This is a genomic window from Streptomyces winkii, assembly GCF_032248595.1.
GTDB lineage: Bacteria > Actinomycetota > Actinomycetes > Streptomycetales > Streptomycetaceae > Streptomyces > Streptomyces winkii.
Genome location: NZ_JASTTH010000002.1, coordinates 865,971 through 887,048, shown reverse-complemented (window position 1 = coordinate 887,048; position 21,078 = coordinate 865,971). Strand labels below are relative to the sequence as shown.

At 74.1% G+C, this 21,078-nt stretch carries 17 protein-coding genes; 12 read left to right on the top strand and 5 right to left on the bottom strand.

Features of this window, described 5'->3' with window-relative positions; all coding sequences use genetic code 11:
• The first annotated feature begins 1 nt into the window (after position 1).
• From QQM67_RS08155 to cobC, 10 genes are all read left to right on the top strand, one after another.
• Positions 2-1,411 (top strand): cobyrinate a,c-diamide synthase, encoded by a 1,410-nt coding sequence (locus tag QQM67_RS08155; protein ID WP_314172919.1) that lies wholly within the window; start codon positions 2-4, stop codon positions 1,409-1,411.
• Positions 1,399-2,163 carry a precorrin-2 C(20)-methyltransferase gene (gene cobI, locus QQM67_RS08150; protein WP_314172918.1) on the top strand — a complete coding sequence of 255 codons (765 nt, stop codon included), beginning with the start codon at positions 1,399-1,401 and terminating at the stop codon, positions 2,161-2,163. The genes QQM67_RS08155 and cobI overlap by 13 nt, the downstream gene beginning before the upstream one ends.
• Before the next feature lie 125 nt (positions 2,164-2,288).
• A complete protein-coding gene (cobM, locus tag QQM67_RS08145; RefSeq protein ID WP_314173040.1) occupies positions 2,289-3,092 on the top strand; it encodes a precorrin-4 C(11)-methyltransferase in 804 nt (267 codons plus the stop codon).
• Positions 3,093-3,095: 3 nt separating this feature from the next.
• Complete coding sequence (locus QQM67_RS08140; RefSeq protein WP_314172917.1) at positions 3,096-4,358, top strand: cobalt-precorrin-5B (C(1))-methyltransferase; 1,263 nt, start codon at positions 3,096-3,098, stop codon at positions 4,356-4,358.
• Positions 4,355-5,740, top strand: coding sequence for a precorrin-6y C5,15-methyltransferase (decarboxylating) subunit CbiE (cbiE, locus tag QQM67_RS08135; protein WP_314172916.1), 1,386 nt, complete (start codon positions 4,355-4,357; stop codon positions 5,738-5,740). Before QQM67_RS08140 ends, cbiE begins: the two co-directional genes overlap by 4 nt.
• Positions 5,737-7,569 carry a precorrin-3B C(17)-methyltransferase gene (cobJ, locus tag QQM67_RS08130; protein WP_314172915.1) on the top strand — a complete coding sequence of 611 codons (1,833 nt, stop codon included), beginning with the start codon at positions 5,737-5,739 and terminating at the stop codon, positions 7,567-7,569. The genes cbiE and cobJ overlap by 4 nt, the downstream gene beginning before the upstream one ends.
• Positions 7,566-8,660, top strand: coding sequence for a 4Fe-4S binding protein (locus QQM67_RS08125; protein WP_314172914.1), 1,095 nt, complete (start codon positions 7,566-7,568; stop codon positions 8,658-8,660). Before cobJ ends, QQM67_RS08125 begins: the two co-directional genes overlap by 4 nt.
• Positions 8,657-9,370: a precorrin-8X methylmutase gene (locus tag QQM67_RS08120; RefSeq protein WP_314172913.1), complete on the top strand. Its 714-nt coding sequence runs from the start codon at positions 8,657-8,659 to the stop codon at positions 9,368-9,370. The genes QQM67_RS08125 and QQM67_RS08120 overlap by 4 nt, the downstream gene beginning before the upstream one ends.
• Complete coding sequence (locus QQM67_RS08115; RefSeq protein ID WP_314172912.1) at positions 9,367-10,362, top strand: sirohydrochlorin chelatase; 996 nt, start codon at positions 9,367-9,369, stop codon at positions 10,360-10,362. Before QQM67_RS08120 ends, QQM67_RS08115 begins: the two co-directional genes overlap by 4 nt.
• On the top strand, positions 10,346-11,521 hold the full coding sequence (gene cobC, locus QQM67_RS08110) for an Rv2231c family pyridoxal phosphate-dependent protein CobC (protein WP_314172911.1): 1,176 nt from the start codon (positions 10,346-10,348) through the stop codon (positions 11,519-11,521). Before QQM67_RS08115 ends, cobC begins: the two co-directional genes overlap by 17 nt.
• A gap of 12 nt (positions 11,522-11,533) precedes the next feature.
• Here cobC and QQM67_RS08105 read toward each other — a convergent pair whose 3' ends face one another.
• From QQM67_RS08105 to QQM67_RS08095, 3 genes are all read right to left on the bottom strand, one after another.
• Positions 11,534-13,120 carry a carboxyl transferase domain-containing protein gene (locus tag QQM67_RS08105; RefSeq protein ID WP_314172910.1) on the bottom strand — a complete coding sequence of 529 codons (1,587 nt, stop codon included), beginning with the start codon at positions 13,118-13,120 and terminating at the stop codon, positions 11,534-11,536.
• On the bottom strand, positions 13,113-14,549 hold the full coding sequence (locus QQM67_RS08100; protein ID WP_314172909.1) for an acyl-CoA synthetase: 1,437 nt from the start codon (positions 14,547-14,549) through the stop codon (positions 13,113-13,115). The genes QQM67_RS08105 and QQM67_RS08100 overlap by 8 nt, the downstream gene beginning before the upstream one ends.
• Before the next feature lie 265 nt (positions 14,550-14,814).
• Entirely contained in the window at positions 14,815-16,251 is a 1,437-nt protein-coding gene (locus QQM67_RS08095) for an SLC13 family permease (protein ID WP_314172908.1), read from the bottom strand.
• 210 nt (positions 16,252-16,461) lie between these two features.
• On the opposite strand from QQM67_RS08095, the gene QQM67_RS08090 reads away from it, so the two are divergent.
• Positions 16,462-17,190: a FadR/GntR family transcriptional regulator gene (locus QQM67_RS08090; RefSeq protein WP_314172907.1), complete on the top strand. Its 729-nt coding sequence runs from the start codon at positions 16,462-16,464 to the stop codon at positions 17,188-17,190.
• Between the two features lie 140 nt (positions 17,191-17,330).
• Here QQM67_RS08090 and QQM67_RS08085 read toward each other — a convergent pair whose 3' ends face one another.
• On the bottom strand, positions 17,331-18,791 hold the full coding sequence (locus tag QQM67_RS08085; RefSeq protein WP_314172906.1) for an amidase: 1,461 nt from the start codon (positions 18,789-18,791) through the stop codon (positions 17,331-17,333).
• Positions 18,792-18,858: 67 nt separating this feature from the next.
• Positions 18,859-19,950 (bottom strand): amidohydrolase family protein, encoded by a 1,092-nt coding sequence (locus QQM67_RS08080; RefSeq protein WP_314172905.1) that lies wholly within the window; start codon positions 19,948-19,950, stop codon positions 18,859-18,861.
• A 491-nt stretch (positions 19,951-20,441) separates the two neighbouring features.
• Here QQM67_RS08080 and ectA point away from each other — a divergent pair, with 491 nt between their 5' ends.
• Positions 20,442-20,969 carry a diaminobutyrate acetyltransferase gene (ectA, locus tag QQM67_RS08075; RefSeq protein ID WP_314172904.1) on the top strand — a complete coding sequence of 176 codons (528 nt, stop codon included), beginning with the start codon at positions 20,442-20,444 and terminating at the stop codon, positions 20,967-20,969.
• Positions 20,970-21,078: the final 109 nt, after the last annotated feature.

Sequence of the window (21,078 nt, the reverse complement as noted above, 5' to 3'; positions counted from 1 at the left end):
CATGAGCGAGCAACCCAACGAGCGCTGCGTGAACCCTCCGCGCCTCGTCGTCGCCGCCCCCGCCTCCGGCAGCGGCAAGACGACGGTCGCGACCGGGCTGATGGCCGCCTTCACCGAGGCCGGTCTGACCGTCTCACCGCACAAGACCGGGCCCGACTACATCGATCCCGGCTACCACTCGCTGGCCACGGGCCGGCACGGGCGGAACCTCGACGCGTATCTGTGCGGAACCGAGCGGATCGCACCGCTCTTCGCGCACGCCGCCGCGGGGACCCAACTGGCCGTCGTCGAGGGTGTGATGGGCCTGTACGACGGCGCGGGCGGCGGCGAGACGGCCTCGACCGCGCAGGTGGCGAAGCTGCTGAAGGCGCCGGTCGTGCTGGTGGTGGACGCCTCGTCGCAGTCGCGCTCCGTCGCGGCGCTGGTGCACGGCTTCGCCTCGTGGGACCCGGAGGTGCGGATCGGCGGCGTCGTGCTCAACAAGGTCGCCTCCGACCGCCACGAGGCGCTGCTCCGGGAGGCGCTGGACGGCTCCGGCGTGCCCGTGCTGGGCGCGCTGCGGCGCGAGGCCGGGGCGGACACGCCCTCGCGGCATCTCGGTCTGGTGCCGGTCGCCGAACGGCGCGCGGAGGCCGAGGAGTCGGTGGCCGCGCTCGCCGCCAGGGTGCGTGCCGGCTGCGACATGGCCGCGCTGCTCGCGCTGGCGCGCAGCGCTCCCCCGCTGCCCGTCACACCCTGGGAGGCGGCCGCCGAGGTAGGCGGGCAGAGCGATCCCGTACGGGCTCGCGGCGAGCGGCCCCGGATAGCGGTCGCGGGCGGCGCCGCCTTCACCTTCTCCTACGCCGAGCACGCCGAACTGCTGCACGCCGCGGGCGCGGAGACCGTCGCCTTCGATCCGCTGCGCGACGAGAGCCTGCCCGAGCGGACGCGCGGACTCGTCATCGGCGGCGGCTTCCCCGAGGTGTACGGGCCGCAGCTGTCGGCGAACGAACCGCTGCGCGCCGCCGTGCGCGAACTCGTCGCCGGCGGCGGCCCGGTGGCGGCCGAGTGCGCGGGTCTGCTGTATCTCGCCCGTGAGCTGGACGGCGAGGAGATGTGCGGCGTGCTGGAGGGCAGCGCCCACATGACGGAGCGGCTCACGCTCGGCTACCGCGAGGCCGTCGCGGTAGCCGACAGCGTCCTCGCACCGGCCGGACTGCGCGTGCGGGGGCACGAGTTCCACCGCACCGCGCTCACGCCGGGAGCGGGCGGCGAACCCGCCTGGGGCGTGGTGCGCCCCGAGCGGCGCAGGGAGGGCTTCGTGGCGGGTCCGTCCGGCAACGTCCACGCCTCGTATCTGCATGTGCACTGGGCCGCCGCGCCGGTGATGGCCCGCCGTTTCGTGGAGAGGTGCGTGCCGTGCCCAGACTGACCGGGCCCAGACTGACCGGAGTGGGCGTCGGCCCCGGCGATCCGGAACTCGTCACCGTCAAGGGAGTCGGCGCGCTGCGCGACGCCGGGGTCGTGGTGGTGCCGGTGATGGAGGACGGCGGCACGGGCCGCGCCGAGGCGACGGTGCTGCACTACGTCGACGCCGGGAAGGTCGTCCGCGTCGTCTTCGCGCTCAACGAGCGCAGCGACCGCGCCCGCCGGGAGGCCGCGTGGGACGCGGCGGGCGCGCGCGTCGCCGAACTGCTGGGCACGCACGGCTCGGTGGCCTTCGCGACCATCGGCGACCCCAACGTCTACTCGACGTTCGGCTATCTCGCGCAGACCGTGTCCGAGTCCGTGCCGGGGGTCGTGGTGGAGACGGTCCCGGGCGTCACCGCGATGCAGGATCTGGCCGCGCGCAGCGGCGCCGTGCTCACGGAGGGGACGGAGCCGCTGACGCTGGTGCCGGTGACGGCCGGAATCGCCGTGCTGCGGCGGGCACTTGAGGGCCCGGGAACCGTCGTGGCGTACAAGTTCGGGCGGCAGGCGGCCGAGGTCGCGGCCGTGCTGCGCGAGACGGGACGCACGGAGGGCGCCGTATGGGGCTCCTCGCTCGGCCTGCCCGGCGAATCGATTCGTACCGCCGCGGGCGTGGCACCGTCCGGCGGCGAGTCGGGGGAGGGCGAGCGGCTGCCGTATCTGTCGACGCTGATCGCGCCCGCCCGGCGGGACGGACGAGGAGGAAAGCTGTGAGTGTGAACAGCGCTGGTACGGCGGGCGGTTCGGCGCGCGCGGACGGTACGGCGGGCGGTTCGGCACGTACGACGGGGACGGACGCCGCGACGGGCAAGGGCGGCGCCCCCGCGGACCGGGCCAAGGTGACGATCGTCGGCGCCGGCCCCGGAGCCGCCGACCTGCTCACGTTCCGCGCGGCACGCGCCATCGCCGAGGCGGACATCGTCATCTGGGCGGCGAGCCTCGTACAGGAGGAGGTGCTGGAGCACGCACGCCCCGGCGCGGAGATCCTCGACTCGGCGTCGATGGCGCTGGAGGACGTGGTGGCCGTCTACGAGCGTGCGCGCCGCGAGGGGCTGCGCGTGGCCCGTATCCACTCCGGCGACCCGGCGCTGTGGGGCGGCACCCAGGAACAGGCCGACCGGTGCGCCGAGTTGGGCATCCCGGTGGAGATCGTGCCGGGCGTCGCGTCGTTCTCCGCGGTGGCCGCGCTGGCCGGGAGGGAGCTGACGGTTCCCGAGGTGGCGCAGTCGGTGATCCTCACGCGGCTGGGCGGCGGCAAGACCCCGATGCCGCCGGGCGAGGAGGTGCGGGAGTTCGCCCGGCACGGCACGACGATGGCGCTCTTCCTCTCCGCGGCGCGTTCGGGGCAGCTGTGCGCGGAGCTGCTGGAGGGCGGCTATCCGGCGGACACTCCCGTCGTCGTCGCCTATCAGGCCACGTGGCCCGACGAGCTGGTGCTGCGCTGCACCGTCGGCACGCTGGAGCAGACCGTCAAGGAGCACAAGCTCTGGAAGCACACGCTCTTCCTGGTGGGCCCGGCGCTCTCCGCGGCCGGCACGCGCTCACACCTGTACCACCCGGGCCACTTCCACGGCTTCCGGCGGGCGGACCCCGAGGCGCGGCGCGCGCTGCGGGCGGCACGTACGGCCGCGGCGGACGGCTGAGCGATGACCACCGGTCACGGCCCGGCCGACGACGAGGCTCCGGAGTCCCGCCCGCCACGCACGGCGGACGGCGGCCGGGTCCCCGCCGTGCCCGGCGTGCCCGGTCGCGGTGAACCCGAGCTGCGGGAGCCGGAGTTGCCCCGTACGGCGAAGGCTCGGCCCAGGGCGCTGCGCACCGGCTGGACCACCGGCACCTGCGCCTCGGCCGCCGCGCGCGCCGCCGCGCTGTACCTCGTGACGGGACAGGCGCAGCCGTGGGTGGAGGTCGCACTGCCGTCGGGGCGGCGGGTGACGTTCGCGGTCGAGCGGTCCGCGGAGCTGAGGCGGGGCCGCACGGAGGCGGTCGTGGTCAAGGACGCGGGCGACGATCCGGACGTCACGCACGGTTCGCATCTCACCGCCACCGTGAGTTGGCGCGAGGGCGGAACGGGGCTCGCGCTGCACGGCGGCGTCGGCGTCGGCGTGGTCACAAGACCCGGGCTGGGCCTGGAAGTCGGCGGCCCGGCGATCAATCCCGTGCCCCGGCGCATGATCGGCCAGGCCGTCGGGGAGGTCATCGACGTCGAGACCCGCGGCGTGGACGTGACGATCAGCGTGCCGGACGGCGAGGTGCGTGCCCGTAAGACGACCAACGCCAAGCTCGGCATTCTGGGCGGCATTTCGATCCTCGGCACGACGGGCATCGTGCGGCCCTTCTCCACCGCGTCGTGGCGCGCGAGCGTCGAACAGGCCGTCTCGGTGGCCGCCGCGCAGCAGGTGCCCGCCGTGGTGCTGTGCACCGGGGGACGTACGGAGAAGGGCGCGATGGAGCTGCTGCCGCAGCTGCCGCCGGTGAGCTTCGTGGAGGTCGGCGACTTCACGGGCGCGGCGCTGCGGCGCGCGGTGGAGGGCTCGGTGCCGCACGTGGTGTTCGTCGGCATGGCGGGGAAGTTGACCAAGCTGGCCTCGGGTGTGCTGATGACGCACTACACCCGCTCGAAGGTCGATCCCGGCGCCCTGGCCGACATCACGCGTGCCGCGGGCGGTGCCGAGTCCGTCGTCGAGCAGGTCGCGCACGCGAACACGGCGCGCCATGCCTACGAACTCTGGGAATCAGCCGGCCTGTTGGAGAGCGCGGGCACCGAGCTGTGCCGCCGCGTCGCGCAGGTGATGGCCCGCTTCACCGATCACGCGGTGACGGCGGAGGCGGCGATGGTGGACTTCACCGGGCGCACGCTCATCGCCTCCGCTCCCGAACCGGGCGCCACCGGGGGGCTGTTGTCGTGATCACGGTCATAGGCGCGGGAACGGGCCCGGTCGCGGGCGACGAGCGGGCCCGCGCGGACGAGTTGGAGCGGGCCACCCTCGTCGTGGGCGCGCGGCGGCACCTGGAGGAGGCGCGGCTGCCGGACGGCGCCGAGCGCATCGTTCTGGGCCCGCTCGCTCCTGCTCTGGACGCGGTGGAGGCCCATCTCGCCGCCGACGCCGCGGAGTTCGGGACGCCTGCGCGTGTGCCCCGCGTGGTGGTGCTCGCCTCCGGCGACCCCGGCTTCTTCGGGATCGTACGGGCCCTCGCCGGCCGCTTCGGGCCCTCTGAACTGCGGGTGTGGCCCTCGGTTCCCTCGGTCGCGCTCGCCTTCGCACGCGCGGGCCTGTCGTGGGACGACGCGGCCGTGGTCAGCGCACACGGCCGCGACCCCCGCACCGCCGTCAACGTCTGCCGGGCACACCCGAAGACGGCCGTGCTGACCGGACCCGGCTGCGGGCCCGCCGAGCTGGGCGCGGCCCTCGCGGGCACGGGCATCGCCCGCACGCTGTTCGTGGCCACCGCCCTCGGCGGCCCCGGCGAACGCGTCGAGCGCCTCTCCCCCGCCGAGGCCGCGGGGCGGACCTGGCCCGACCCGCTCGGCGTCGTGCTCTGCCTCGACGCCGCACGGGCGGTGCCGCCCGCGCAGCGAGCGCTGGCGGGCGGGCACCCTCGTCCTTCCGAATGGGCCCTGCCGGAAGGGGAGTTCGCCCACCGCGACTCGATGGTCACCAAGTACGAGGTGAGGGCGCTCGCACTCGCCCGCATGGGCCCCGGCCCCGGCGACCTCGTGTGGGACGTCGGCGCGGGCAGCGGCTCCGTGGCCGTCGAGTGCGCGCGGCTCGGCGCGGCGGCGGTGGCCGTGGAGCGGGCGGCCGACGGCGTCGAGCGCATCCGGGCCAACGCCGCCTCGCACGGCGTCGATGTGCAGGCCGTGCACGGTGCGGCGCCCGACGCGCTCGACGGGCTCCCGGACCCCGACGCCGTCTTCGTCGGCGGTGGCGGCCCGCGGCTGCCGGAGATCGTCGCGGCCTGCGCCGCGCGCGCACGCCGCTGCGTCGTCGTCACGCTCGCCGCGCTCGACCGCGTTCCCGAGGTGCGGGCGGCACTGTCCGGGGCGGGGCTCTCCCCGGAGGGCGTACTCCTCAACTCCTCGCGGCTCTCGCCGCTGCCGGGTGAGGTCACGCGACTCGCCGCCACCAACCCGGTCTTCGTCCTGTGGGGCACCGTGCCGTCGGCGGCAAGGGCCTCCCACAGCGTGGACGCCCCCAACCCCCTTGGGAATCCGGGCACTTCACGACCCGAGAACCCCGACGACTCACACCCCGAGAATCCCGACGCCTCAGAAGGAGCAGCACCGTGATCGGCCTCATCTCCGCCACCTCGGCAGGAGCGTCCGCCCGCGACCGGCTGGCCGCGGCGTGGCCGGACCGTACGCGCGTCTACGAGGGCACGCCGGTGCGCGAAGCCATGGAGCGGGCGTTCGGCGAGTGCGACACGCTGGTCTGCTTCCTCGCCACGGGCGCGACCGTCCGCCTCCTCGCGCCGCTGCTGGACGGCAAGCGCACCGACCCGGGCGTCGTCTGCGTGGACGAGGCGCAGCGGCACGCGGTCGCGCTGCTGGGCGGCCACGAGGGCGGCGCCAACGAGCTGGCGAGGGCCGTGGCCGACGCCCTGCCCGGCTGCGCCCCGGTCATCACCACGGCCACGGACGCGACCGGCGTGCCGGGCCTGGACTCGCTCGGCTGGCCCGTCGAGGGAGCCGTTCCGCGGGTCACGCGGGCGATCCTGGACGGCGCGCCCGTCACCCTCCGCGCCACCACGCAGTGGCCGCTGCCCGCGTTTCCCGATCACGTGTCACCGCCGCGCGGCGCCAGGGAACCGGGCACGCGGCCCGCGGAGAACGACGACGAGGCGGACGGGGCCGACGAGTTGAGCGAGTCGCGCGAGCCGGCCGACTCGGGCGACTCGGGCGACTCGGGCGACTCGGGCGAGCCACAGCCCACCCTGTGGGTGACGGACGAGGTCCTGCCGCTCGGCCCGTACGAGGCAGTGCTGCGCCCGCCGTCACTGGCCGTCGGCATCGGCGCGAGCAAGGGCGTCAGCGCCGATGAGGTGATCGGCCTCATCGAGCAGAGCCTCGATGAGGCGGGGCTCTCCCTGCGCTCCGTCACGGAGTTGGCGACCGTGGACGCGAAGGCGGGCGAACCGGGGCTGCTCGCGGCGGCGGACCGGCTGGACCTGCCGCTGCGCACCTACGCCGCCGAAGTCCTCGCCGGCGTCGAGGTGCCGAACCCGTCCCACGCGCCGCAGGCGGCCGTCGGCACGCCCTCGGTCTCGGAGGCCGCGGCACTCACCGCTGCGGGCGACGGGGGCCGGCTCGTCGTGCCCAAGGCCAAGTCGGTGCCGCTCGACGGCACTCCCGCCATGGCGACCGCGGCGATTGCGCGCCGCCGCCCGCGCGGCAGGCTGGCCCTCGTGGGACTGGGACCGGGCGCCCGCGACCTCCTGACCCCCCGCGCCCGCGACGAACTGCGCCGCGCTTCGGTCCTGGTGGGGCTCGACCAGTACGTCGAGCAGATCCGCGATCTGCTGCGTCCCGGCACCCGCGTGCTGGAGTCCGGACTCGGCAGCGAGGAGGAACGGGCGCGCACGGCGGTGGCCGAGGCGCGCGCGGGACGCTCTGTCGCGCTCATCGGCAGCGGCGACGCCGGCGTGTACGCGATGGCCTCGCCCGCCCTCGCGGAGGCGGGCGGCGACATCGACGTGGTCGGAGTCCCGGGCGTCACCGCGGCGCTCGCAGCGGCGGCGCTCCTGGGGGCGCCGCTGGGCCACGACCACGTCTCGATCAGCCTCTCGGACCTGCATACGCCGTGGGAGGTGATCGAGCGGCGCGTACGGGCCGCCGCGGAGTCGGACACCGTGGTGACCTTCTACAACCCGCGCTCGCGGGACCGCGACTGGCAGTTGCCGAAGGCGCTCGCCATCCTCACGGAGCACCGCTCCCTTGGCACCCCGGTCGGCGTGGTGCGGTCCGCGAGCCGCACCGACGAACAGGTCACGCTCACGACGCTGGACGGGCTCGACCCCTCGGTCGTCGACATGATGACGGTCGTGACGGTGGGCAACACGGCGACGCGGACGGTCGCGGGCCGGATGGTGACACCGCGCGGCTACAGGTGGCAGACGTGACGCGCGACGCCCTGCGGGGCGCAGCGCCGCGCGGGCGGTTCGCCGCGGATGCGGCCGGCGCCGCGACCGGACGGCGCGCCGCCGGCGCGGCGGGCGCCGGTACCGGCACGGCGGCGCACCAGGCCGGTCCCGCAGACCGCACGCCCGGCGGGGCGGGCACCGGCCCCAACACCGCCGGAGCCGGGCCCAGTTCAACAAGCCCCGCGCCCACTACGACCGGCGCGGGGGGCACCCCCGCAGCAGCGCCAGGCGCCGCAACCAGCACACCGGAGACGGCGGATTCCCCAGCCGACCCCGAACACCCCACGCCCCGCAGCGCGGCCAGCGAGCCCAACACCGCCGGAGGCGGGCCCAGTTCGGCAAGCTTCGTGCCCGGTGCCACCGGCACCCCAGGCGCTGGTGCGGGCGCCCAGCACCGTACGACGGACACCCCCGCCGACGCGGCGGCCAGCGACCCCAACACCGCAGGAGCCGGGCCCAGTTCAGCCAGCGCCACAGCCGGTAGAGCAGACACCTCCGCAGCCGCGCCAGGCGCCGCAACCAGCACGCCGGAGACGGCGGACTCCCCAGCCGACCCCGAACACCCCACGCCCCGCAAGGCGGGCAGCGAGCCCAACACCGCAGGAGCCGGGCCCAGTTCGGCAAGCATCGTGCCCGATGCCACCGGCACCCCAGGCGCTGGTGCGGGCGCCCAGCGCCGTACGGCGGGCACCCCCGCCAACACGGCGGGCGGCGGCCCCAACACCGCCGGGGCCTGGGCCACTTCCGCAAACCTCGTGCCCGGTGCCGCCGGCACCCCGGCACGCGCGCCCGTTCGGGTCACCGGCCGCTGCGCCGGCTGCGGCGCATGTCTGCTGACCTGCCCCGGGCGCGCCATACGGCCGGTGGGCGGCGCGTTGCTGGTGCTGGCGGAGCTGTGCGACGGGTGCGGCGAGTGTGTCGAGATATGCCCCGTCGACGCGATAGACGAAGTCACGGACGCCACCGCCTTCACGGCCGGTACGGTCGCCGGATCGGGCCCCTCGCGCGGCCGCTCCGGCTCCTCCGGTTCGTCCGACTCCTGCGACTCCACCCCCGGAGGCCTCCGTTGACCAGGCCGACCAGCCGTACCGTCCATCCCATCGAGCAGCAGTCGTACCGCATCCTGCGGTCCCGCCTCGACACCTCGGCGCTGCCTCCCCTGACCCGGGCGGTGGTGGAGCGCGTCGTCCACTCCAGTGCCGACCTCGGCTACGCCTCCGACCTCGTCACCGACGAGCAGCAACTGCGGGCCGCACACGCCGCGTTGCACCGTCCCGTGCCCGCGCCCGTGGTGACGGACGTGGAGATGGTCGCCTCGGGGATCACACGGCGAGAGACCGTGTGCCGGCTGCCGGACGCGACGTCCTCACCGGGACTGACGCGTTCGGCGCACGCCGTGCGCCTCGCCTACGAACAGGTGGGCCCGGGCGCGGTGTGGGTGGTCGGCTGTGCGCCGACGGCGCTCTTCGAGCTCATCCGCCTCGGTGTCTCTCCCGCTCTCGTCATCGGCATGCCGGTCGGTTTCGTCGGCGCCGCCGAGAGCAAGGAGGCCCTGCGCGCAAGTGGTCTCCCGGCCGTGAGCAACGTGTCGGAGAAGGGCGGCTCGGCCGTCGCCGCCGCGGCCCTCAACGCCCTGCTCTACGCCGGGAGTCGAGCGGGCGGCGTCGACGACGACGAAGACGGCGGCTCCGACTGCCACGGGGCCAACGGCCCCGGCCACAGCCACGGCCCGGAAAGCCCACCGGTCCCGGACAACCAGCACCGCAAGGAGAACCAGTGACGACCCCTCCCGCCCTCCTGCTCGTCGGTCACGGCACGCGTGACGACGAAGGCGCCGCGGCCTTCCGTTCGTTCGTCGACGACCTCGCGAAACGCAACCCCGAGACGCCCGTGGCCGGGGGCTTCATCGAGCTGTCGCCGCCGCCGCTCGCCGACTCCGTCGCCGAGCTCGTCGAGAGCGGCGTGACGAGGTTCGCCGCCGTACCGCTGATGCTGGTCTCCGCCGGGCACGCGAAGGGCGACATCCCCGCGGCCCTCGCCCGCGAGAAGGAGCGCCACCCCGGCATCTCGTACACCTACGGGCGCCCGCTGGGCCCGCATCCGGCGCTGCTGTCCGTACTGGAGCGGCGCGTCGAGGAGGCCCTGCACGGGGGCGCCGCGACCGGCGGAACCCCTCACCGCTCCCCCGGCGACCGCGCCGGGACGACCGTGCTGCTCGTCGGACGCGGCTCCACCGATCCCGATGCCAACGCGGAAGTGCACAAGGCGGCCCGGCTGTTGTGGGAGGGACGCGGATACGCGGGCGTCGAGACCGCGTTCGTCTCGCTCGCCGCCCCGGACGTCGCCTCGGGCCTCGACAGGTGCCGCATGCTGGGCGCGAGGAAGGTCGTGGTACTGCCGTACTTCCTCTTCACGGGCGTACTGCCGGAGCGCGTGCGCATGCAGGCGGAGGGCTGGTCGGTGGCCAACCCGGAGGTCGAGGTCGTGAACGCCGATGTCATCGGCGGCACCGACGAGCTGGCGAACCTGGTCGCGGAGCGCTACCGGGAGGCCGTCGAGGGCGACGTGCGCATGAACTGCGACTCGTGCGTCTACCGGGTCACCCTGCCCGGCTTCGAGGACAAGGTCGGGCAGCCGCAGCAGCCGCACTTCCATCCGGACGACGACGACGACGGCCACGCGCACGGCCACGGCCACGGCCACGGCCACGGGCATGGGCACTCGCACCAGCACCAGCACCAGCACCACGACGGCGATGCGCACTCGCACTGAGACCGGCCCGGCGCGCGACGACCGCCACGGCGACGCCCCCGGCGGTGGTCCCGTCAGCGACGGCGACGCCCTGCGTCATCACGGCGACGCCGAAGTGCGCGACGCCGGAGGCGAGTTGACCGACCTCGCGGTCAACGTCCGTACGGGCACACCGCCGCCCTGGCTCAAGGCCCGCATCGCCGCCTCGCTCGACGGGCTCGCCGCGTACCCCGACGGGCGCGCCGCACGCCGCGCCGTGGCCGCCCGGCACGGCCTCGCCGAGGAGCAGGTGCTGCTGACGGCCGGTGCGGCGGAGGCCTTCGTGCTGCTGGCCCGCGCCCTGGCCACACGTCAACCGGCCGTGATCCACCCGCAGTTCACCGAACCGGAGGCGGCTCTCCGGGACGCCGGGCACGACGTGGCCCGGGTGCTGCTCGACGCGGGCGACGGCTTCCGGCTCGACGCCGCGTCCGTACCGGCGAGCGCGGACCTCGTCGTCGTCGGCAACCCCACGAATCCCACGTCAGTGCTGCACCCCGCGGAGACGCTCGCCGCGCTCGCGCGCGAGGGGCGGACCCTCGTCGTCGACGAGGCGTTCATCGACGCCGTGCCAGGCGAACGAGAGTCCCTCGCACCGCTGTTGGCCGCAGACACGGCGCGCCCGGCGCTGCCGGGCCGCGTCGTCGTGCTGCGCAGCCTCACCAAGACCTGGGGCCTGGCCGGTCTGCGCATCGGCTACGCCCTCTCCGATCCCGGCACGGTCGCCCGGCTCGCCGGGCACCAGCCGCTGTGGCCGGTCTCCACTCCCGCTCTCGCGGCGGCCGAGGCCTGCTGCGAACCGCGCGCGCTCGCCGAGGCCGACGAGGCCGCGCGGCACATCGCGCGCGACCGCGCCCATCTCCTCGCGCGGCTCCGGGAGTTCGCACCGTCGGGCCTGTCCGTCGCGGGTACTCCGCGGGCGCCGTTCGTCCTGGTCCGGCACCCACGGGCCACCGCCCTCCGCGAGGGCCTGCGGTCGCTGGGGTTCGCGGTGCGGCGCGGCGACACGTTCCCGGGGCTCGGGCCGCAGTGGCTGCGGATCGCCGTGCGCGACGTGGAGTGCACGGACCGACTGGCGAACGCGGTCGGCCAGCTCCTCTCCGGCGAGCTCCCGTCCGGCCCGCACCCCCTCGGCCCCTGAACTCACCCCGCCTCACGCCGCGTTGCTGCCCCGAGCGCCGCCCCGCCGCACCTCCACCACCGCCCTGGCGACGCCCAGCCGCACCACGTCCTGCGGGCGCAGCATCAGTTCGTCCGCGATGGCCGCGACCTCCCCCTCGGGGCGCTTGAGGATCGCGGCGGCGAGTTCGGGCGCGATCACGGAGAAGTAGCTGTCCGGCGTGACCCACAGCCTGCCGGGTGCGGCGAGCGCCAGCGCTCCGCCCGAGCCCCCCTCGCCGATCAGGAGCGACGTCACGGGCACCTCGGCCTCCGCGACTGCGGCGAAGACCTCGGCGATCGCCGGACCGGCACCGGCGCTCTCAGCCTCGGCGTCGTTGGCGGCCCCGGGGGTGTCGATGAGGGTGAGCACGGGGATGCCGAGCCGGTCGGCGGTACGCACGAGGCGGGCCGCGGTGCGGAAGCCGGAGGGCCGCGTGGCGGTGCCGGTCTGCGCGGCGTAGGCGACCGTACGGCCGTCGCGCCGTCCGAAGCCGCAGAGCATGCCCTCGTCGACGCCTCCGCAGCGGTCGCCGCGTACCTCCTCGCGCCAGTCGAAGTACGCGTCCAAGTAGGCGGTGGCGCGCGGTCGTCGAGCGGCACGGGCGCGCGCCACCGCCTCCTGCCCGCTCGCCGGAACCGAGTCCGGGAGAGGGCGTCCGGCGGACAGGGCCTGGGGGGACGGGGCGCCCTGCCCGGCAGGAGGTTTGCCGGGCGTGGGCCCGCCGGACGGCAGCGCGTCCGGCGGTGGCGCCGCGCCGTCCGAACGGGACGTCAGCAGGACGAGCCAGCGCTCCAGCGCCGCGCCGAGCTCCTCCGGCTCCACGATCTGGTCGATGTGCCCGGCGGCGTGCTGGCCTTCGGCCGTGTACGGGGCCGGGTCCGCGCCCTCGGGCCGTACGCGGGACCCGGCGAAGGCGACCTGCGCGCCGGGCAGGGCCAGCACGACGTCCGCGCCCGCTCCGAGCGTGGCCCAGCCGCCGCCCGTGGCGGGGTCGCGGAGCACGGCGAGCTGCGGCACCCCGGCCCGCCGGGCGAGCACCGACTCGCGTGCGACGCGCTGGAGTTGGCTGAGGGCGACCATGCCTTCCTGCATGCGGCTGCCGCCCGTGGCGATCAGCGACACCAGCGGCAGCCGGTGTGTGCGTGCGTGCTCGTAGGCGGCGGCGATGCGGTCGCCCGTACGCGCGCCGAGCGAGCCCCCGAGATATCCGAACTCGAAGGAGACGAGCACCACTTCGGCGCCCACGGCACCGTCGGCGCCCTCGTGGACGGCGCCGATCCGTGCCCTGCCGCACACCACGGACTCGCTCTCACCGGTGCGTTCACGCGCCCGCTCGCGTGCGGCGCCGTAGCCGTGCCAGTCGAGCGGACCGTCCGGCCGGCCGTCGCCGGCGGACGCGGCCCCGGACGCGGACCGGTCCGCCGGCGCGGGCGGCTCGAACTCCGTGAAGCCGCTCGCGACGGCCCGGATCGCGGCACGCGCCGAGTGACCGGTCTCGCGGCCGTCACGGGACTCGCGGCGGCCCCTCGCGTCGCGGGAGTCGCGGCCGTCACGGGACTCGTGGGCGCCGTCACTCATGGAGCGCCCGCTTCATCAGCTTGCCCATGTCGTTGCGCGGCAGGGACTCGCGGAAGCGCACGACGCGCGGCCGCTTGTGCGGCGCGAGTTGCTTCGCCACGTGGTCGGCCAGCTCCTGCTCGCCAGGGCGCCGGGCTCCGGGCACGATCCACGCGACGATGCGTTCCCCGAGGTCGTCGTCGCTCTCACCGGTCACGGCCGCCTCCGCCACGTCCGGGTGTTCCAGCAGCGCGTTCTCGATCTCGCCCGCACCGATCTTGTAGCCGCCGCTCTTGATGATGTCGGTGGCCTTGCGGCCGACGATCCGTACATAGCCGTCGGGATCGCGGGTCGCCATGTCGCCCGTACGGAACCAGCCGCCGTCGAAGGCCTCGGCGGTGGCGTCCGGCCGGTTGAGGTACTCGGTGAACAGATTGCGTCCGCGCACCTGGATCTCGCCGACCGTCTCGCCGTCCCACGTCTCGACGGCCCGCCCCTCCTCGTCGACGATCCGCAGCTCGACCCCGTCCAGGGGGACGCCCACGGTGCCGGGCCGGCGCTCCCCGTCGGCGCGCACGCTGGTGTTCATCAGCGTCTCGGTCATGCCGTACCGCTCGACGATGCGCGCTCCGGTGGCGGCGGCGATGCGCTCGTGGTCGTGCACGGGCAGGGCCGCCGAACCCGACACGAGCAGCCGCGCGTCCCCCAGCGCCTTCGCCAACTGCCTGTTCTCGCCCACCTCTTCGGCGATGCGGTGGTACATCGTCGGCACTCCGAAGAGCATCGTGCCGCCGTCGTCGAGCGCCCGCCGCACGCCGTCGGTGGAGAAGCGGCCGAGGTGGTGGACCGTGCCGGAGCGGCGCAGCGGGCCGAGCACGCCCAGGATGAGCCCGTGCACGTGGAAGAGCGGCAGGCCGTGCACGAGCACGTCGTCCTCCGTCCACTGCCAGGCGTCCCGGAGCGCGTCGAGGGTGGCGGTGAGGGCGCGGCGGGGCAGGACGGTGCCCTTGGGCGGGCCGGTGGTGCCGGAGGTGTAGACGATGACCGCCGGCGCTTCCCCGTCCGGTTCGGCGGGGAGCGCGACGGGTGCGGGCGGCGGCGCGGTGTCGATGCCGGTACGGGGCAGCGCGGCGAGCGCGGCGGGAAGCTCCGCGTCGTGCTCGGCGAGCACGAGGACGGGTTCGCTGTCGCCGACGATGTGGGCCAGTTCGCTCTCGCCGATCTTCGGGTTGAGCGGTACGGCGGGCGCCCCGGCGAGCAGCGCCGCGACCACGGCGACGCTGGTCTCCATGGTGGGGGTCGCCCAGACGGCGACCCGGCGGCCGGGTGTGAGTTCCCCGGCCAGCGCCCCGGCCACGTCGGCGAGTTCGGCGTAGGAGAGGGTCTGTTCGCCGAATCGCAGGGCCGTCTTCGCGGAGGGTGCGCTCAGCGCCGGGAAGAGGGTGGTCACGGGTGGCTCCTCGCAGTCGTGCTCGCGGGTGTGCGTACGGCGGCTCTGGCGTACGGCGGGGGTGTGGGGGGTCGGCGTCTCTTGCGTACGAACGTACGGCGGTGCGTGTCCGTGTCCGTCGGGGTGTGGGGCTGGGGGCCGGGCGGAAGCGACGACGTGCTGTCCTCACCGAGTTCAGTGTCATCGCCGGCTTCCCTGACTTCGCTGACTCCACTGTCGTCGAGTCGTTCTCCCGGCCCCCACGCTCCCGGTGCCCGGGTACGGGTCACCCGAACCCGGGTACGACCATGGCCAGCCAGATCAGCGCCGGTACGGCGGCGGTCACCGCCCCGCCGTAGATCATCAGCTGGCGGAAGAGCCGGTCGCGCCCGGCCTCCTCGGCGCTCGCCAGCACGAGGGCGCCGTTGGTCGAGAACGGGCTGACGTCGACGACCGTGGCGGAGACCGACAGCGCCGCGATCATGCCGACGACGCCGATCTCGCCTTTCTCCAGGAACGGCACGACGAGCGGGATGAGCGCGCCGATGATGCCGGTGGACGAGGCGAAGGCCGAGACGACTCCGCCGATGTAGCAGAACAGCAGGGCGGCCAGCAGTGGAATGCCGATGGCGGCGACGCCCTCACCGGCCCAGTCGATCGTGCCCATCCCGTCCAGGACGTTGACGTAGGTGAGCACGCCGCACACCAGCAGGACGGTCGGCCACGCGATGCCGTTGACCGCCTTCTTGCCGTCCTCGGGCCAGATCACGGCGAGCGCGACGGCCAGGGCGATGGCGGTCAGGCCCGCGTCGAGTTCGAAGCCGAGGACGGCGACGACGAGCAGGACGATGCCGGCGAGTGTGGCGATGCGAGCCGATGTGAGCCGCTCGCCGCCGGGGGGCACGCTCGTGCCGCCGTCGGAGGAGCCGTCCCGCTCGGTGGCCTCGCGGGTCCGCGTGGCGACCGAGGTGCCGCCGTCGCGGGTGGCCGCCGGCGCGGAGCCGCCCGCCGTACCACCGGAACCGCCCGCACCCCCTGAACCGCCCGAAGGACCCCAACCGCCTCCGGCGACGGCGTCGTTGCCGCTCCCCTCGCCGCCGGGCTCCTCCGCCCTGGCCCCGCGCAGGCTCATGCCGCCGCAGGCGACGAAGACCGCGACCGCGATGACGAGGTTGACGACGAGGCTCGCGGCGAAGAGCGCGAGCGCGTTCCCGGGCAGACCCTCCCTGGCCACGATGCCGTTGACGGTCGAGCCGTAGATGCTGATCGGCGAGAAGCCGCCCGCCTGGGCGCCGTGCACCACGAGCGCGCCCATGAGCAGCGGATGGATGCGGTACCGCGCGGCGAAGCCCATCGCGATCGGCGCGATGATGGCGACCGCGGCGGGGCTGACGGCACCGATCGCCGTCAGCACGCCGGTGACCGCGAACATCACCCACGGGATCAGGACGATCCGGCCGCGCACCACCCGGATCCCGGCGTGCACGAGCCAGTCGGTCGTGCCGTTGGCGCGGGCGACGGCGAAGAAGTACGTGACGCCGACCAGCACGACGAACAGGTCGCCCGGAAAGCCGGCGAAGACCTTCTCCACGTCGAAACCGGCGGCCAGCGTGCCGACGCCGAATGCGGCGGCGAAGGCGAGCGCGCCCATGTTGACGGAGCGCGTCGTGGCGATGACGAAGATCACCGCCAGCACCAGGATCGATATGAGTTCGGCAGACATGGGGCTCCCGTCCTTGGGCGCCGTACGACAGGACGCCGGGATCGATGAATTGGCGCAATGGCCAAGTGGCTGGACCACATTCCTCGCGGCTCTTCTCCGCTGTCAATGGCTCGGACAGAATTGGTTCGGCCACTTGTCCACCAGTCATCGGGCCATTGATCCGCGGTGTTAGGCTCCTGGCCTGTACACCCAGGGGGCCGAGGGGGCCGGATGACCGACGACGCACTGCGACCCATGTCCCGCCCGCGGCTGTACGAGCAGGTGCTGGACAGGTTGCGCGCGTACGCCGTCGATCACGAACTGAGCGCGGGCGACCGCCTTCCGCCCGAGCGCGAGCTGGCCCAGCGACTCGGCGTCAGCCGCTCCTCCGTCAAGCAGGCCGTGGTGGTACTGGAGGTGCAGGGGCTCGTCGAGACGCGGCACGGCGGCGGCACGTACCTGATGCGCGACACCCTGGACGCGGAGCCGGTCGAGCGGCTCGTCGAACGCCAGCGGCGCCTGCCCGACGTGCTGGAAGCGCGCGAGGCGCTGGAGACCAAGCTCGCCGAACTCGCCGCGGAGCGGCGCACGGACGAGGACCTCGAAGCGATGCGCTCCGCGCTGCGCGCCATGGAGGCGGACATCGCGACGGGCGGTCACGGGGTCGACGGCGACCGCAGGTTCCACGCCGCCGTGACCGCCGCCGGACACAGCACGCTGCTCGCGGAGTTCATGGGCTCGATCTCGGAGTCCGTCGCGGAGAGCCGCAACGAGTCGCTGCGCCAGCCCGGCCGGCCCACGCGCTCGCTGGACCAGCACGCGCGCATCCTCGCCGCGATCGAGCGCGGCGAGCCCAAGGCCGCCGCGGCGGCGATGCGCCGCCATGTGCGGACGGTGGCCAAGGTCCGCCTGCTGGAGTGGAATCCGGACGAGGGCGGCAAGGGCGAGCCCGAGGGCTAGAAGCAACGGGAGCAACAGGAACAACGAGAACAAGGGGAACAAGGGGACGGCCCCCGGCGGCAGTTGACGCGCGGCTCGCACCCCGAACTCCCGAATCCCGCACACCCGCGCACCCTTTGCCCGGCACGCTCAGGTCGCGCTCACCCCAGCAGCGCCGGCCGCACCCGCTCGACCCAGCCCGTCTCCCGCTCGTACGCGTGCGCCAGGCGCAGCAGCTCCCAGTCCCCGCGGTGCCTGCCGATCAGCTGAACTCCCATGGGGAGCCCGCCGGGACCGAACCCCGCGGGCATCGCGATCACCGGCACGCCCGCCAGGGTCCAGGGCACGACGGTCTCCATCCACCGGTGGTACGTGTCCATCTCCCGTCCCCCGACCCGGTACGGCCAGTGCGTCTCCTTGGCGAAGGGGAACACCTGCGCCGACGGGGCTAGCACGTAGTCGTAGCGCTCGAAGAACTCCGTCAGCGCTGCGTACCAGCGGTCGCGCGACTCGCCCGCGGCGGCGATCTCGAGGGCGCCGAGCGAGAGCCCGCCCTCGATCTCCCAGACCGCCTCCGGTTTCAGTTGCCCGCGCGAGTGCGGATCGGCGTACAGGCCGTGCCGCTCCAGGTTCGCGAGCCCGCGCCAGGTGAGGAACGTCCGCCAGATCTCCTCCGGCGGGAACTCCGGCCGCGCCTCGGTCACTTCGCACCCCAGGGCCTCGAACGCCGCGAAGGACGAGCGGCATACGTCCAGCACGCCGGGGTCGGTCGCCAGATAGCCGTCCCAGTCCCCGACCCACGCGATGCGGACGCCGTGGAAGCCGGACCGGGAGCCGTGCCCCGAACCCTCTCGCCCCTCGCCGCCTCCGAGGCCCTCCCTGAAGCGCGCCCCTCCCCCGGCGCCGGCCAGCGGCGCGCCCGGATCGGGCCCCGCCATGACCGACAGCAGCCACGCCAGATCCTCCGTCGTACGCGCCATCGGCCCCGCGGTGCTCAGCTGCGCGGAGAAGCCCGGCGAGGGGACCAGGCCCCAACTCGGGCGCATGCCCAGCACGTTGTTGAAGGCAGCGGGGTTGCGCAGCGACCCCATGTAGTCGCTGCCGTCCGCCACCGGCAGCATCCTCAGCGCGAGCGCCGACGCCGCGCCTCCGCTGCTTCCGCCCGCCGTGCGGGAGGGGTCGTAGGCGTTCCCCGTCGTTCCCCACACCGGGTTGTACGTCTGCGAACCCAGCCCGAACTCGGGGGTGTTGGTCTTGCCGATGACCACCGCGCCGGCGGCCTTGACGCGCCGTACGAGCAACGCGTCCTGCTCGGCGACGCGTTCCGCGTGCAGTGGCGACCCTTCCGTCCAGGGCAGGCCCTCGGCCTCGGTGAGGTCCTTCACCGCGTGCGGGAAGCCGTGCATCCAGCCCAGGCGTTCGCCGCGGCCGAGCTGTTCGTCGCGCTCGCGCGCCTGCCTAAGGGAGAGTTCGGGGTCCTGAGCGCCGACGATCGCGTTGACGTGGGGGTTGATCCGGTCGATGTGCTCCAGGTACGCCTCCATGACCTCGGTGCACGAGACCCGGCGGTCCGCGATGGCCCGCGACAGCTCGATCGCGTCCCACGAGACGATCTCTTTCACGGCGACTCCCAACTCCCCCCGGCTGCACACGACTCGGCGAGCGACACGGACCCGGCCCGGCCCGCTCCTACCGCATCACGCGGCCGCGCAGCACCACATGCCGCGGATCGCCCAGTACCCGTACGTCCGAGAGCGGGTCCTCCGCGAAGACCACGAGGTCCGCCGGGGCGCCCTCCTCCAGACCCGGCCTGCCGAGCCAGCGGTGCGCGCCCCACGTCGCGGCCGAGAGCGCGTCGGCGGCCGGGATTCCGGCGGTGACCAGCTCCGCGACCTCCGCGGAGACCAGTCCGTGCGCGAGGGAACCGCCGGCGTCCGTACCGGTGTAGACGGGGATTCCCGCGTCGTAGGCCGCCCGCACCGTCTCGTAACGGCGCTCGTAGAGCCGGACCATGTGCTCCGACCACCGCGGATACTTCGTGCCGCCCGCCGCGAGCTGCGGGAACGTGGCGGTGTTGATCAGCGTGGGGACGATGGCGACGCCGCGCTCGGCGAAGAGCGGAATGGTCTCCTCGGTGAGGCCCGTCGCGTGCTCGATGCAGTCGATGCCCGCCTCGACCAGGTCGCGCAGCGAACTCTCCGCGAAGCAGTGCGCCGTGACCCGCGCGCCCTCCTCGTGCGCCGCGGCGATGGCCTCGTCCACCGCCCAGCGGGGCCAACTCGGGGCCAGGTCGCCCTCGTTCCGGTCGATCCAGTCCCCGACGAGCTTGACCCAGCCGTCACCGCGCCTCGCCTCGCGGCGCACATACGCGGCGAGATCGCCGGGCTCGATCTCGTGCGCGAAGTTGCGCAGGTAGCGCTTCGTACGGGCGATGTGCCGTCCGGCGCGGACGATGCGCGGCAGGTCCTCGCGGTCGTCGATCCACCGGGTGTCGGACGGCGAGCCCGCGTCGCGCAACAGCAGTGCGCCGGCGTCGCGTTCGGTCAGCGCCTGCTTCTCGGTGGCCGACTCGTCCACGGGGCCGTCCGAGCCGAGGCCGACGTGGCAGTGCGCGTCGACGAGGCCGGGAAGCACCCAGCCCTCGGCGGTGCCCGCTTCCTGGTCCGTACGGGCCGGGCGCTCGTAGGTGATCCGCCCGTCGACGACCCAGAGTTCGTCCCGTATGTCCTCGGGCCCGGCCAGCACGCGCCCCTTGATGTGGAGATTGCCGCGGTCGCTCATGCCCCGCACCCTACGAGGTACCGGTCTCTTCCCTGCACCCGCACGGCACGGGCACTACGCTGGGGCCGCGTACGCACAGTGGTGATCCCATTGCGTGCCGGGGAGAAAAGATGCGACATCGAAGCGAATGCCGGAGAATACATTTCCGATACAATTCAGAGCGTAGCTTCCCGTATTCTTCTGCCCGCTTTCCGCTTTTCTAAACGCTAAGATTTTTCACCGCCTATCGGGGGCTCGTTTCGGCCCCGCACCCCCGTCGTTACGGCAATGTGACGGACTCCACAGGACGTCCGGTAGGCCCTGGAAAATGCTGACTTACCGGGGCGAACCGTCACCCCTGGACACACGTGCGCGCCTGCGCGCGATAACACATCACCCCCGTCCTGCGTAACCCCGGCCCGCCGTGCGTTTTCAGATTCTGCTGGGTAAATTTAATACCCATGACCGCCGCACAAGCAGACCATGCACGTGCCCACAGAGATTTCCTGGAAATGCCGGAAGGGCTGACACTCGACGCTCCACGACTCGAGGACGGAGCGGCGCTCTGGCGCATCGCCCGCGACTCCCGGACGCTCGATCTCAACTCCTCCTACAGCTATCTCCTGTGGTGCCGCGACTTCGCCGACACCTCCGTGGTGGCGCGGGACGCGGGCGGTGAACCGGTCGGATTCATCACCGGCTACGTGCGCCCCGCGCGCCCCCGGACGCTTGTCGTCTGGCAGGTCGCCGTCGACGAGGAGGCACGCGGCCGGGGACTGGCAGCAGCGATGCTGGACGGACTGGCTGCCCGCACGGCCCGGGATCCGGGGATAGACGGGATCGAGACCACCGTCACCCCCGACAACACCCCCTCCAACCGCCTGTTCACGTCCTTCGCGGAGCGGCACGGCGCGGCGACGGAGAAGGAGGTGCTCTTCGATGCCGGGGTCTTCCCCGAGAGCGGTCACGAGCCCGAAGTGCTGTACCGGATCGGCCCCGTGGCGTCCCTGACCGGATCGGGCCCGCTGGCCGCGCGCTGAGACCGAGCGCGCGCTCCGGCGCCGGTCCGCACCCACGGACGCCGAACCATCCCGCGACACCATGCAGCCCCGCCACCGATCCGCCGACCCCCACACACATCCGAACTTC

Excerpts from the sequence above, each read along its gene's own strand:
- QQM67_RS08095 (WP_314172908.1), bottom strand. The coding sequence starts at position 16,251 with ATGTCTGCCGAACTCATATCGATCCTGGTGCTGGCGGTGATCTTCGTC.
- QQM67_RS08105 (WP_314172910.1), bottom strand. The coding sequence starts at position 13,120 with ATGAGTGACGGCGCCCACGAGTCCCGTGACGGCCGCGACTCCCGCGAC.
- cobC (WP_314172911.1), top strand. The coding sequence starts at position 10,346 with ATGCGCACTCGCACTGAGACCGGCCCGGCGCGCGACGACCGCCACGGC.
- ectA (WP_314172904.1), top strand. The coding sequence starts at position 20,442 with ATGCCGGAAGGGCTGACACTCGACGCTCCACGACTCGAGGACGGAGCG.
- QQM67_RS08090 (WP_314172907.1), top strand. The coding sequence starts at position 16,462 with ATGACCGACGACGCACTGCGACCCATGTCCCGCCCGCGGCTGTACGAG.
- QQM67_RS08080 (WP_314172905.1), bottom strand. The coding sequence starts at position 19,950 with ATGAGCGACCGCGGCAATCTCCACATCAAGGGGCGCGTGCTGGCCGGG.
- QQM67_RS08155 (WP_314172919.1), top strand. The coding sequence starts at position 2 with ATGAGCGAGCAACCCAACGAGCGCTGCGTGAACCCTCCGCGCCTCGTC.
- QQM67_RS08140 (WP_314172917.1), top strand. The coding sequence starts at position 3,096 with ATGACCACCGGTCACGGCCCGGCCGACGACGAGGCTCCGGAGTCCCGC.